The sequence below is a fragment of the Rossellomorea sp. LJF3 genome (genome assembly GCF_037046045.1).
Lineage (GTDB): Bacteria > Bacillota > Bacilli > Bacillales > Bacillaceae_B > Rossellomorea.
This window is the reverse complement of sequence record NZ_JBANLY010000040.1, coordinates 1-14367: the sequence shown is the minus strand read 5'-3', so window position 1 is coordinate 14367 and position 14367 is coordinate 1. Positions and strand designations below refer to the sequence as shown.

Genomic DNA, 14367 nt, shown 5'->3' with positions numbered 1-14367 from the left:
ATCTTTTTTGACATGGAACAGCCCTCCAAAATCCCTCTGTATTTATGGTTCTAGTGTACTGTTTTAGGTACAAAAGTGTCCAAAGGAATTAGGGGGTCGTAAAGTGATTGCGTCGTTTTGGGTGGTGATTGCGTCGTTTTTTGATTAATTGCGTCATTTTCCGGGTGATTGCGTCATTATTTCGTTTATTGCGTCATTCCACCCCCTAATTGCGTAATTTTATATAAAAAGGAAATCTCTTTTCCTCACACAAAAAAAAACAAACCCGCCCATCAGCAGGTTTGCCTCTCTTTTTACACAGCCGGAGTAAATTCCAGCTTCTTCTTTTCCTGTACCACAGTCGTATCTGCAAACAAATCATGAATCCCCTGCTTCTTATGGGTAAACGCCACCACCACATATAAAATAAAGATGGTCGTGGAGATGAACCGGCCGATCAGTTCCCTGAACAGGATGGTTCCCCATGATGGCTTCGTGCCTTTCAACTCGATGACCCGGATGCCGAATACCATCTTCCCGATCGTCTGGCTGAAGTATTTCGTCATCAAAACGAAATACCCGTAGAACACGACACTCGTCAGAATCGAGATCGGGGCAAACATCGAGCCGTCGGCTAAGGAAATGTCCAATAGTTTAAAAATCGGGTTCACGATCAATCTCGTGATGCTGCCGATGACGATCAGATCCACCAGATATGCCCAGAATCGAATCCAGAATCCCGCCAGGTAATAGCCGTCATGGGGGATGGTCCTTGATAAGTCAGGAGAAGAAGATTGGACTTCGATATGCTCCCGTGTTTCATTATGTTCATAGCGATCACTCACTTCATTCACCTTCCTTATTCAGAATAGAGATACATCAATCGTGGAGAGCCCGGGTTTGATAAAAGCTTCATCAGTGCCGCCGCTTCCATATCCTGACCCATCATTTTCTTTGCACCCATACTGAAGAATTCGGAGAAAGGATCGCCCGCCGTGTATTCAAATACTTGTGCATCTTTCAATTTATAATCTTTCTTCATCGCTGCAATCGTATCTTCCACATAGCCGAATTCATCAATCAGATTGACTTCCTTCGCCTGGATCCCATCATACACACGTCCGTCTGCGATTTTCTTCACTTCCGCTTCAGACATATCACGGCCTTTGGCGATGACATCCACGAAGCCTTCATAAGAGTTATCGATCATCGATTGAATGATCTTTCGTTCTTCATCTGTCATTTTACGTGTTGGACTCATAATGTCCTTATACGGTCCACTTTTAATCGTGACGAAATCGACGCCGTATTTCTCTGCCAGTTCCGAGTAGTTGATGCTATGCATGATGACTCCAAGTGAACCAGTAAGCGTTTCTTTGCTGGCAAAAATCTTCGTGGCTGGAGCCGATATGTAGTAGCCGCCGGATGCCGCCGTACCGCCCATCGATACATAAATCGGCTTCTTCGTCTTCTCCATGATTTCAACCAGCTTCGAGTGGATCTGTGCACTCTCCACTACGCCGCCGCCTGGAGAATTCACTTTTAAAATGATCCCTTTGACAGATTTGTCTTTTTCAACGGCATCTAGCTTATCCATAAAGAGCTCGTGGTTATAGCCCGGGCTTTCGAATAAGGAACTTGCACCACCCGTATCCTGGATGACACCTTCCACTTCCAGGACCGCGATCCGTTTATTCGCATTCCCTTCATCGATGATTTCCTCGGAGAATGGATTGTCCGTCCCTCCGAACATGTCTTCAAATGCTTGATTAACATCGCTTGTCACAGCAGAGGTCGCAAAGTTGACGATTACCGAAACAAAGAATAATGCGCCAGCGATTCCCAATGCCGTCCACCTTTTTGCATTCATCTGTATATTCCTCCCTCGTTTACCCTATCTTATGTAAGGATATGAATATCATTCTCACGTGGAAACATGATAGAATATTCACTAAGTTAGATTCTAGCAAAATTTCATGTAAATGGGAAAAATTATCTTTTATCCTGGGAGGTACATACGATGAATAACCGTCGAAATATCTTTTTCTATGCCCTTCATCAAGAAGGAATGCAGGCCAAACTTGATCAATTATATGAACTGGCAAAGCGGTATGATTTCAATATAGTAGAATCTTCAAAGAACGCGAACATCATCGTCAGCATCGGAGGAGACGGAACATTCCTCCAGGCCGTCCGTCAAACCGGCTTCAGGGAGGACTGCCTGTATGCAGGAATTTCAACCGGCGGTACGTTAAGCATGTACTGTGACTTCCATATCGATGATACATCCAAGATGATTGAAGCCATGACAACCGAGCAGATCGAAGTACGTAAATACCCGACCATTGAAGTGACCGTCGACAATCAGACATCTTTTCACTGCCTGAATGAATTCAGCATCCGCTCCGGCATCATCAAGACATTCGTCATGGACGTCTTCATCGACGACAAACACTTCGAAACATTCAGGGGCGACGGCATGATCTTCGCCACCCCGACGGGAAGTACCGCTTATAACAAATCCGTCAACGGTGCCGTTGTCGATCCGATGCTCCCCTGCATCCAGGTGAGTGAAATGGCTTCCCTGAATAATAACCGCTACCGTACACTCGGATCCTCCTTTATCGTGAGCGGACAGCGCCGACTCGTACTGAAGATCGTCCAGGACGGAAACGACTACCCTGCCATGGGAATGGACAATGAGGCATTGAGCATTCAGCACGTGGAAAAAGTCGAAGCCAAACTCAGTGACAAAGTCATTAAAACGGTAAAATTGAAGGATAACTCGTTCTGGGAAAAAGTAAAGCGTTCGTTTTTGTAGGTTGAATGGGCTCTGAAAATGGTGTATTACCATACTAACTAAATCCCACACAAAAACGCTCCAGTCAAAAGACTGGAGCGTTTTTCATCATGCAGATAATCTGGCATCACGTCGGCGCTTCCTGGCATACTGCACGCGCGATGCGGTGAAGACCGTCAATGCAAGCCAGATGAACATGAACGAAACAAGATGGGTAACAGAAAACTCTTCATGATACATGAAGATACCGAGTATCAACGTGATCGTCGGGGCGATATATTGCAGAAACCCGACCATGTACAGCGGGATCTGCTGGGCACCCTTTGAGAAAAACAATAATGGGATCGCTGTCGCTGCCCCGGCTCCCATCAGTAGAAGGTCCGTCCCTGCTGAAACGTGAAAGAGGGAAAGGGTTCCTTCCTGGTACATGTAGCCAAGGTAGATCAGTGATAACGGGGCGATGGTCATCGTTTCGAGTGTGAGGCCGATGGATGATTCCACCTGGATGAGCTTTTTGGCTAATCCGTATAGGCCGAATGAGAACGCGAGACCGATGGCGATCCACGGAAATTCCCCGTATGAAAGAGTCAGGATCAGCACCCCGATGGCGGCTAATCCAAAGGAAATGATCTGTGCCTTCGACAGGCTTTCCTTCAGGATGAATACGCCAAGCAGCACGCTGACCAATGGATTGATATAGTAACCCAGGCTTGCTTCCACCATCTGGTTGGTATTCACGGCCCATATGTAGATAAACCAGTTCGTACTGATCAACAGTGAAGCAAGCAGCAAAGCGAATAACTGCTTCTTTTTAGTGAGAGATGTTTTCAGATAGTTGGTGAATTCCTTCCAACGCTTGCTGACGAACAAGAATAGAAGCATGAACCAGAACGACCAAAAGATGCGGTTGGCTAGGATTTCATCCGCCGACACATGATTTACCCATTTCCAATAGATCGGAAGAATCCCCCATAATAAGTATGAAAATGCCGTGTACAGGATCCCGGCTTGATCTTGCTTCATAAAAAAACACCCCCAAAACTATTTCTATTTCCGAAATATCTCCATTATATCGGTGAAAAGTTTGGGGGGCAATGATTATTTATTTTTTTTATAGACGATGGTCTCGTCGACGATCGTCATATCGACGACTTTGCCAAGTATTTGGTCTGTTTCGACGTTGAATGGATCGATATCCAAGACGGTGAAGTCTGCTGTGTACCCTTCACGGATCTCCCCTCGGTCTTCCTCATGGTGACAGGCGTACGCGCTTCCCTTTGTGAAAAGGGATATGGCTTCATACATCGACAGTTTTTCTTCCGGACGATACACGGTCCGGTCGGGGTCCAGGGGATTCGTGCGGGTAACCGCCGCATGGATTCCCCAAAGCGGATTGATCGGTTCGATCGGGGCATCTGAGCCTCCTGCACACGGGATGCCTTCGTCAAGGAGCGTTTTCCACGCATAGTTGTACTTCATGTTTTCTTTTCCGAGTCGTTCAACGACCCAGGGGAAATCCGATGCCACAAACCTTGGTTGGATATCCAGGATCAGAGGCAGCCCTTTGATCTTCTCGATCAGTTCTTTACGGAGAATCTGGGCATGGATGAGCCGGTCCCGTCTACCATGAAGGGTCGGTGCCTCGAGGATGCTTTCGACAACATTTTCAAATGCCTGATCCCCGATCGTATGGACGGCGATCGGCAGTTCATACTTCCTTGCCTTTTTCACAAGCTCCAGAAGTCGCTCGCTCGTGTGGATGCTGACTCCATTCGTACTTGAATCATCGGCGTACGGATAGCTCAACAGTGCCGTCCTGCCACCCAATGCACCATCGGCGAAAATTTTCATGGCTCCGAACTCAATGAATTCATTTCCACTCAGGAACTGATGGCCATCTTCCTTCCAATCCTCAATCACTTCATGATGGACGAGAAGATGAGCCCTGAATTTCCTATTGCCTTCATTGATGGCCTCTAGGAACGCATTGTATGTTTTCTTGAAATTCCCGTAATAGCTCAGGTCCTCCGTATGTCCACCGACCAATCCATGCTCCCAGCAGCTTTCGATCCCTTTGGTCAGGGCTTCGACGAGGTACTCGGAGGAAATGGCGGGAAGGGCATCGACCATCAGATCCTGTGCCTTATCCTTTAATAAACCATTCAATCCGCCTTCATCATCCCGTTCGATCAAGCCGCCTGCAGGATTTGGGGTGTTCTCGTCGATGCCTGCATGTTTGAAGGCAAGTGAATTCACCACCATGGCGTGCCGGCAGATCCGTTTTAGAAGCACGGGATGGTTCGGAACGACTGCATCGATTTCCTGCTTGGTCAGGACCGCTGCATCACTCCAAAGATTCTCATTCCAGCCTTCCCCGATGATCCATTTTCCTTCTTCAACGCCTTGGGCTTTTTCCTTGATGGCATCCAGCACTTCACGCTTGCTGTTCATACTGGAAAGATCAAGCCTCATCAGCGTCTCACCGTGACCGATGAGATGCATGTGACTATCGACAAATCCGGGGAACATGATCTTCTTCTCTAGATCCACCACTGAATCAATCGTGAACTTCCGCTCTAATTCTTCCGCTGTGCCCAGACCTTTGATCAGGCCGTTCTCTGTAAAAACCGCTTCCACATGATGTCCTTCGTGTTGCATTGTATAGATGGTGCCGTTTCTCCATAAAGTACCCATGATGCATTTCCTTCTTTCCTAAAAGTCTATTTCTCAAATGTATCATATTATAGAAAGATTCTGAAATGAAAAAATCATAAAAAATAGAGAGCCTTAAAGGCTCCCTATCTGTGGTCAGTTTTTCACTGAACTCAGTTCTTTTTGTCTCAATTCGATCCTTCTGATTTTTCCTGAAGTTGTTTTCGGCAGTTCCTTCACAAATTCAATCCTGCGCGGATATTTGTAAGGGGCCGTTAAGTCTTTCACATGCTGCTGAAGGGAAGGAATGAGCTCTTGATCCTCCTGATCCACCCCTTCACGTAAGACGACAAACGCCTTTACGATCAGTCCCCTTACTTCATCGGGACTTCCTACGACGGCACATTCCTGTACCGATGGATGCTTCACGAGGGCATCTTCCACTTCGAAAGGTCCGATCGTGTAGCCTGAGCTGATGATGATATCGTCCCCTCGGCCTTCAAACCAGAAGTAGCCGTCTTCATCCTTCTTCGCTTTATCTCCCGTAATATAGTAATCTCCCCTGAACTGCATGGCCGTCCGTTCGGGATCCTTGTAATAATTTTTGAACAGGGCAGGCGTTTCTACGTGAACCGCGATATCTCCCACTTCGCCTACTTCACAAGGGTAGCCTTCATCATTGATGATTTCGACCCGATTCCCAGGGGTCGGTTTCCCCATGGAGCCCGGTTTCAGTTCCATCCCTTTCATGATTCCGATAAGGAGGGTGTTCTCCGTTTGACCGTAGCCGTCACGGACTTCAATTTCAAAGTGTCTCTTGAAGGCATCGATGACTTCCCTGTTCAACGGCTCCCCTGCCGACACAGCGCTGTGCAGATGATCGAGCTTATAGGTTCCCAGATTATCCACTTTGGCCATCAGGCGATACTCTGTAGGCGTACAGCATAGGACGTTGACATGGTTATCCTCAAGCATCTGAAGATATTTGTTCGGGTCGAATTTCCCTTGGTACACAAGACCTGTGGCACCTGAACCGAGGACAGACAGGAACGGACTCCAGATCCACTTTTGCCAGCCTGGACCTGCCGTCGCCCAAACCGTATCCCCTTCTTCGATGCACAACCATTCACGAGCCGCTGTTTTCAGGTGAGCGTATGCCCATCCATGCGTGTGGACAACCCCTTTCGGATTCCCCGTCGTCCCTGACGTGTATGAAAGGAAGGCCATATCGTCCCGTTTTGTATCAGCGAATGGCAGATCTTCTGAGACCGATTTCATTTCTTCTTCAATGGCAAGCCAGCCGTCCTGCTTTTCCCCTACTACGAACTTCTTGAGATTTTCCATGCCCCTTACGTTTTCAAACTGCTCGACGAACGGAGAATACGCTACAATCCCTTTCACATCCCCGTGATCGATCCGGTATTCGAGATCCTTTGTCCGAAGCATCTCAGAGCTTGGAATCACGACAAGCCCGGATTTCAGTGCAGCAAGATAAACAGCATATGCCTCAATTAAGCGGGGAACCATGACAAGGATGACGTCCCCTTTTTCAAGGCCCTCCCCTAAGAAAACGTTTCCAATTTTATTTACATTTTTCAATAATTGTTTGTATGTAATGTCTTCTTTTTTACCTTCTTCATTTTCCCACTTGATGGCAAGCTTCTCTCCATCACTTGCAAACTTCTCCACTTCTTCCACCAAATTGTACTTTTCCGGTGCGATCAATTCTTCCCTCTTCACTTATGACTCCCCCTTGTTTGTCGATTCTTCTCTATTATACAAAATAATTTAAATTTTTTAAATTATTTGGTTACATTCTATCATCGTCAATATGTGAGGTTATTCGACAAACATAATTAAATCATTTAAGAAGCGAGTAGTGGTTGATTTCCGCTCCAGGTGCTCGCTTTCCGCGGGGCTGGCGGTGAGCCTCCTCGGCTGCGCCTCCGGGGTCTCACCTGTCCAGCGTTTCCCGCAGGAGTCGAGCACCTTCCGCTCCAATCAACATTGGTTTTATAATTCATAAAGGATAAACATCAGAATTTTTAACAATTATTATGCCAAGAGAACAAAGCAATTAAAGGCACTGGTTTATTCAAAACAAAATCCGAATGATCATCGTTCGGATTTTTGTTGTTTTTGTAAAAGGGTAGAAGTGTATTTAGCCGGCTCTAGCTGTTGATTGGAGTGCAAGACGAAGACTCCTACGGGAAAAGCGGAATAGGTGAGACCCCGCAGGAGCGAGCGACGAGGAGGCTTGCCTTCCGCCCGAGGAAAGCGAAGTCTTGCACGAAAATCAACAGCGGTGTAAAAAGTGATACAAAAAATTTTATACGATTTGATCGTCTTTAGATTGAAAAAACGAAAAATAGCCTGCTTTTTTATACAAATAGAAAAGGAGCGGGGAAACCCGCTCCTTGTAGCCATTGTATTTAATTATTTTGAATATCCGCCACCGATTTGTTGTTCAGCCATTTGAACTAAACGTTTAGTGATTTCACCACCTACAGAACCGTTAGCGCGTGCTGTTGCATCTGGACCAAGTTGAACTCCGAATTCAGAAGCGATTTCGTATTTCATTTGGTCGATTGCTTGTTGAGCTCCTGGAGCTACTAGTTGATTTGAACTGTTGTTTGCCATGTGTTTTCACCTCCTTGTTGAATATAGATTGTGTCAAAACACATGGCTTCATACAGTTATTTTCTTTGGTAAATTATCCTAAATTTTTAGAGTAATTCGTCAAAGGTTTTTTCTACATTCGAGCCTGTAGAACCGTCGATTGTCATCGTTTCTGTACCGTCCACGGCTTCTGTAAGGAGGGTTTCGAAATCAACGAAGCTTTCATAATACTCCACTTTTTCTTTTTTAGGTCTTGTTTTCGGTGCAGGCGGTGTGAAAATCGTACAGCAGTCTTCGTAAGGAAGAATGGAAATGTCATGGGTATCGATTTTTTGGGCGATATCGATGATTTCAAGCTTGTCCATGGCGATGAGTGGTCTTAACACCGGTGTGTTCGTGACGTCGTTAATCGCCTGCATGCTCTCAAGCGTCTGACTCGCCACCTGGCCGAGGCTTTCTCCGGTAATGAGTGCCAGTCCTTCATTCTTCTCACGGATTTGATCCGCGATCCTTAGCATCATCCTTCTCGTCGACGTCATCGTGTAGTTTTCAGGAACCTGATCATGAATCGTTTGCTGCACTTTCGTAAATGGGACGATATGCAGTTTCACTTTTCCGCTGAAGGCAGAGAGCTTCTGTGAAAGGTCGATCACCTTTTGCTTCGCCCGTTCACTTGTAAACGGAGGGCTGTGAAAATGGACGGCTTCGATCTCCACTCCTCTTTTCATCGTCAGATAACCGGCGACAGGGCTGTCGATCCCGCCTGAAAGCATCAGCATCGCCTTCCCGCTGGCCCCTACCGGCATTCCGGTAGATCCTTGATAAATTTCAGAAGAGAGATAGACGGCTTCTTTTCTCACTTCCACATTCAGTTGAATGTCGGGATTCTTTACATCCACCTTTAATCCGTCCATATTGCGGAGGATATAGGACCCTACTTCATAATTTAATTCATTCGTGTCGAGTTCAAACTTTTTATCCGCTCTTCTGGCAGCCACCTTAAAGGTTTTGCCGGGGGAAAAGCTCTTTTGGACAAGAGCAAGCCCCGCTTTCATGATTTCCTCCATATTTTGAGGAACTTTGACGACAGGACTGAATGATTGGATCCCGAAGATCTTTTCAAGTCTCGGAATGATTTCCTCTGCGTTTTCGTCACCCAATTGAATGTGGAGGCGATCCCGGCTCGCTGCAACGGAAATCGTCGGGAAATCCTTCAGCGTGTGCAAAATATTTTCACGGAGCTTGGCTGTGAACATCTTGCGGTTTCTTCCTTTGGTTGAAATTTCACCGTATCGTACGAGTATGCGATTATATTTCATCTTGATCTCCTCATTGTATGTTGTAAGTATTGAATTTCTTTTTTTAGTAAAATAATAAATTCTTTGCATTCCTTCATCGTATTATGAAAGGACAGGCTGATCCGGATCGAATTGCCTGCAAGGTTGTCCGGTACTCCCATGGATAAGAGGGTCTGACTGGGCTTGCTTTGCTTTGATGAACAAGCGCTTGTCGTCGATACATACACTTCATGCCGATCGAGGGCGTGAATGAGTACTTCCCCTTTAAAATCCGCCACTGAAAAATTCAGGATATGCGGGGCGTGATCCCGTGCCGGTGTGTGAACCGTCACACCTTCGATTTTCTCCAGCTCTCCCCTGAGGAATTGTTGATTTTCTTCCATTATAACCAACTTCTGTTTACTTTCTTCCATATGCATTCGGAGTGCCTTCGCGAAGGATACGATCCCGCCGGTGTTTTCCGTTCCGCTTCTAAGGTTCCCTTCCTGCTCGCCGCCTGAGAGGATAGGCGAAATCTCAAGTCCGTCCCTCACATACAGCATGCCGGTTCCTTTGATGCCATGGATTTTATGAGCGGATAGGCTGCATAAATCGATGAGCTTTTCGTCGAGAATAAGGGGGACCTTGCCACATGCCTGTACGGCATCGACATGAAAGACTATCTTGGGATAATCTTTCAGGATCTCAGCGATCTCCCTGATGGGCTGAACGCTCCCGATTTCATTATTCACCTGCATCACCGAAACAAGGATCGTGTCATCCTGGATCGCCTCTTTCAATTCTGAGGGACGGACCTTGCCTTCTGGATCCACATCGAGATACGTCGCTGTGTAGCCAAACGATTCTAACTGCTTAAAGGCATTGATGACGGAAGGATGCTCCATTCTGGTCGTAATGATGTGCTTCCCTCTGTGACCGTATCGCAGAGCGGTTCCTTTTATCGCCAGATTATTGGATTCAGTCCCGCCAGAGGTGAAGAATACCTCTTTTGTCTTTATCCCTAATAGGGAAGCGATCTGCTCCCTGGATTGTTGAACTAACTTTTCCACCTGACCACCGAACGAATGGATGGACGATGGATTGGCATAATAGCTTTCATTTACTTTCAGGAATGTGTCCAGCACTTCCTTATATGGCTTGGTTGTCGCACTATTATCAAAATAGATCAAGTTTACACCTTCTTTTACATGACGCTATTATATTCAATCATTAATCTTACCATAAATCCTGCCCATCCCAAATGAAATTCATTTTGGCGCAAGAATTTATTATAGTAGGAAAACGATTTGTCACATCATTCACAAATATTTTTTCATTTTCCAAAAATTATTATTGAAAAATGACAGAATTTTTGCGAGAATCTAAAAGGTAGCAAGCGCAGAAGTTATTTAAATATACTAAATTGTAAGACTATTTAGTTTTTCGACATTTTTCTACAAACTTATGATAAGATATTTTTTGCTTATGATAACGATTACAAACGGAGGGGTATATATGAACGAGAAAGCGCTATCATTCAGTCAGATCTTGACGATTGGATTAATGCTCTTCGCTCTTTTTCTTGGAGCAGGAAATATGATCTTCCCGCCATTCCTGGGGCAGCAGGCCGGAGAACATGTCTGGACCGGTATCATCGGCTTTCTTATTACGGGAGTGGGGCTTCCACTGCTCGGTGTCATCGCCATTGCGAAATCCGGAGGGGATCTTCAGACACTTGCAAACCGCGTACATCCATTATTCGGACTTATCTTTACGATTGTTATGTACCTGGCGATCGGGCCGTTCTTCGGAATACCACGGACCGGAACCGTCGCCTATGAAATCGGGGTCATCCCATTCCTGCCTGAAGATACAGCGAAATACGGAGTTTCTTTACTGATTTATACGATCATCTTCTTTGGGTTGACGGCATGGCTTGCGATGAATCCGTCAAAGCTTGTTGACCGTATCGGGAAGATTTTGACTCCTTCCCTCATTATCATCCTGACGATTCTAGTGGTCAAAAGCATCATCAGTCCGATGGGAGACTTCGGCACTCCACATGAAGCCTATCAGGATGGACCATTATTCAAAGGATTCATCGAGGGATACCTGACCATGGATACGATCGCTGCTTTAGTGTTCGGGATCGTCGTCATCAATACCATTAAAGACCGTGGTATCACCAATAAGTCCAGCCTGACACGCATCACGATCATTGCCGGATTCATTGCGGCCGCAGGACTTGCCCTTGTGTATTTATCGTTAAGCTATATCGGTGCGAGCAGTACGGATTCCATCGGCGTGCAGGCAAACGGTGGAGCGATCCTTTCAGCTGCAGCGAGCCATTTATTCGGCTCTATGGGGACGGTCATCCTGGGACTTGCGATTACGTTTGCATGCATTACGACATCAGTCGGACTTGTGTCGGCATGCTCACAATTTTTCGCGAAAATCCTGCCTGTATCATATCCTAAATTGGTGATCATCATTTCTCTATTCAGCATGATCATCGCCAATATCGGATTGACTCAGTTGATTGCCGTCTCTTTACCTGTTCTAATATTCATTTATCCATTGGCGATCGTACTGATTCTTCTATCATTCATGCATAATGGATTTAACGGTTACTCCCTTGTTTATGTAGGGGCATTGATTCCAACGGGTCTGATCAGTCTGATCGATGGCATCAAGACCGCTGGCGTTGACGTGACGGCCATCAGCCAATCTCTTGAATTCCTTCCGTTCTATACTCAAGGAATCGGCTGGATAGTTCCGGCTATGATCGGTGCCATCATCGGATTCGTCATTGCCGTACTCGCAGGACAAACCAAACGGACGATTGAAGCCAGTTAAGCTCAATCGTCTCATAAAAAAGGACTGATGTAGATTGAAGCGTCTACATCAGTCCTTTTATTTATGATCTTTCTTCAAGATCCATCATCTTCTCGATTTTCTTCAATGCGCCCGGCTCCACCTTCTCGATGGTTGTGGCCGCTTCTTCCAACGCTCTGCGGTAATCATATTGACGAAAGGCTTGTTCTGCCGTCTGTAGACCTTCCCGCACCGAGCTATATTTGCTCCGGTAGCGATTTCCGTACTGAATGATTTTCTCGGATAGGAGAACATTCTCGATCAGATCTCCCGTTTTCGTATAGAAGTGGTCGACCGTATCCTCGGCACCCAATAATGTTTCCTGGATGAACTTCATGTTTAAAGGTTTTTCCGTTAAGCTCGCATTCACTTGTTCGATTTTACGATGGACTTCATCAAGAAGATCCTTGTAATCGGCCGGTAATCCCGGTACATTGCTTTTCGAAATCATCCGGCTTGCTTCAGCCACCTTTTTCTTAAGCTCCTGGATTTTTTCCCTTGTAGCCAATTCATCTTTACGGAGGTTCTGCAGATAAACGGAGAACTCACTTTGCTGTTGATTCAGTTCTTCCAGTCCACTTCTGATGTCTTTCAGCTCATCACTTAAATTCGAGAAAGCCGTCGCATTCGTTTCTTCCTTATGCATCAGCATTTCATGTCGTTTTGAGAGCTGGATGATCTTCTTATCAATCTCGTTCGGGGTACTAAGGTCCGCATCATGAAGATGATAGCCTTGTTTCACGATGCTTACTTCCGATTGAATGTCATCATTGTCTTCTTTTGCCTTGATGAGCCCTTCCGTCGTTTGGTCTCTATACTGCTCTACAAAATGTTTGGCATGGACCTCTTTTTCCAGCAAATCGTAAAGGCTTTCGACCTTTACTTTTATTTCCTGTATGCCTTCTTCCACTTCTTCAACATGAAGCTCCTCAAGATTTTTATTAAAGTGTTGAAGGGTTTCCTTCAACGAGGCCACTTCCTTGTCCACTTCAATATGATCAAGGGTGTAGCCCTGATCCTTCATCTCGATGTATCCTGCTTCAAGCTCGGACAGTTGGGACGGTAATACGTTCTCAAAGTCGGTGATCAGTTTCGGTACCGTCTCCATTTTGTAGGCAACCATTTTCATTTCCTCTGCAAGGCTGAGCAGGATCTCCCTTGCATCCAGATAGTTCCCCTGCTCCGTCAGCTCATTGAACTGATTGATTTGTTCAGAAAGCTTATCAAGGACCGCTTCCATATGCTTTGCCGTTTGACCGTATGTATGACGATAAGCGAGCAATTGCTTCTTGCTGTTTCGGAATTCTTCTTGAAGAGCCTGGATTTCTTCGCGGTTCTTCTCTTCACTGCCGACCAGTTCATTTAATTCGGTCAGGATCTGTTCGATCTTCTTTTCGGTATCGGTGAGAACCTGATCGATTCTTGACAGGACCTCTTTGGTTTTATTAAAGCGAAATTTATCGGTGTACTCTTCTGCATCGAATAGTAGTTCTTCAACATCAGGAAGCTGCACAGCAACAATCTCATCCCAACCCTGTCTCCAGCCGTCAAACAATTCTTCCGTCTGACCTGTCATATTCAGTTGCTTCACTCTGGAAAGTTCGTCTGAAACCGGTTTGTTCATGATATCGATTTTCCAGGCTTCATACCGATCGATTTCGGCGTAATATTTCTTTCTAGAGATAAATCCGATTAGGAATACGATTAAGATAAGTATTATTCCAGCGATGACGTATTGCATCTTAAGCCCCCTGTTCAACTATTCAGTAGACATCTATATGAATGTGAATGTTTCATTAATAATTTGTCATTGCTATAATGATACCATGTTAACGACATTTTTTGACTATTAATTTCTGATTTTTTAGTGATAAAAGTCAATTTTAGCAAATTTGAGGGGAAATGGGTATGATTATTGGGTTTGGTGCTTAATAGAATGGGGTTGTAACACCGTTTTAATGAGCGAGTAGTGGTTGATTTCCGTTCCAGGTGCTCGCTTTCCGCGGGGCTGGCGGTGAGCCTCCTCGGCTGGGCCTGCGGGGTCTCACCTGTCCAGCGTTTCCCGCAGGAGCTATTCCTGTGAGATGAGAATTCATCTATTGCATAAAAAAAGACCCTCCGTTATGATGCAGGTGCTAACCAATCGCTCATAACTAAGGAGGATCT

Annotated in this window: 11 protein-coding genes; 2 read left to right on the top strand and 9 right to left on the bottom strand. The window is 45.7% G+C overall.

The features are described from left to right. Positions 1-293 precede the first annotated feature (293 nt). The gene (locus V8G47_RS20355) at positions 294-746 is read right to left on the bottom strand and encodes an RDD family protein (RefSeq protein ID WP_336201633.1); all 453 of its coding nucleotides are present in this window, start codon (positions 744-746) and stop codon (positions 294-296) included. A 92-nt stretch (positions 747-838) separates the two neighbouring features. Then, a complete protein-coding gene (gene sppA / locus V8G47_RS20350) occupies positions 839-1849 on the bottom strand; it encodes a signal peptide peptidase SppA (RefSeq protein WP_061810667.1) in 1011 nt (336 codons plus the stop codon). 150 nt (positions 1850-1999) lie between these two features. Between sppA and V8G47_RS20345 the strand changes: the two genes are divergently transcribed. Further along, positions 2000-2800, top strand: a complete 801-nt coding sequence (locus V8G47_RS20345) for an NAD kinase (protein WP_261749925.1) — start codon at positions 2000-2002, stop codon at positions 2798-2800. Between the two features lie 87 nt (positions 2801-2887). On the opposite strand, the gene rarD is transcribed toward V8G47_RS20345, so the two are convergent. From rarD to V8G47_RS20315, 6 genes are all read right to left on the bottom strand, one after another. Then, the gene (rarD, locus tag V8G47_RS20340) at positions 2888-3802 is read right to left on the bottom strand and encodes an EamA family transporter RarD (RefSeq protein ID WP_258265338.1); all 915 of its coding nucleotides are present in this window, start codon (positions 3800-3802) and stop codon (positions 2888-2890) included. Positions 3803-3877: 75 nt separating this feature from the next. Next, the gene (locus tag V8G47_RS20335; protein WP_336201632.1) at positions 3878-5473 is read right to left on the bottom strand and encodes an amidohydrolase; all 1596 of its coding nucleotides are present in this window, start codon (positions 5471-5473) and stop codon (positions 3878-3880) included. Positions 5474-5587: 114 nt separating this feature from the next. After that, positions 5588-7171 (bottom strand): acyl-CoA synthetase MbcS, encoded by a 1584-nt coding sequence (mbcS, locus tag V8G47_RS20330; protein WP_336201631.1) that lies wholly within the window; start codon positions 7169-7171, stop codon positions 5588-5590. A 696-nt stretch (positions 7172-7867) separates the two neighbouring features. Continuing rightward, on the bottom strand, positions 7868-8071 hold the full coding sequence (locus V8G47_RS20325; protein WP_034765764.1) for an alpha/beta-type small acid-soluble spore protein: 204 nt from the start codon (positions 8069-8071) through the stop codon (positions 7868-7870). An 86-nt stretch (positions 8072-8157) separates the two neighbouring features. Then, on the bottom strand, positions 8158-9369 hold the full coding sequence (thiI, locus tag V8G47_RS20320) for a tRNA uracil 4-sulfurtransferase ThiI (RefSeq protein WP_336201630.1): 1212 nt from the start codon (positions 9367-9369) through the stop codon (positions 8158-8160). Further along, positions 9366-10517, bottom strand: a complete 1152-nt coding sequence (locus tag V8G47_RS20315; RefSeq protein WP_336201629.1) for a cysteine desulfurase family protein — start codon at positions 10515-10517, stop codon at positions 9366-9368. Before V8G47_RS20315 ends, thiI begins: the two co-directional genes overlap by 4 nt. A 325-nt stretch (positions 10518-10842) precedes the next feature. Between V8G47_RS20315 and brnQ the strand changes: the two genes are divergently transcribed. Continuing rightward, on the top strand, positions 10843-12183 hold the full coding sequence (gene brnQ / locus V8G47_RS20310) for a branched-chain amino acid transport system II carrier protein (protein ID WP_336201628.1): 1341 nt from the start codon (positions 10843-10845) through the stop codon (positions 12181-12183). Between the two features lie 61 nt (positions 12184-12244). Here the strand turns inward: brnQ and ezrA are convergent, their stop codons facing one another. Next, entirely contained in the window at positions 12245-13942 is a 1698-nt protein-coding gene (ezrA, locus tag V8G47_RS20305; protein WP_336201627.1) for a septation ring formation regulator EzrA, read from the bottom strand. Positions 13943-14367 lie beyond the last annotated feature (425 nt).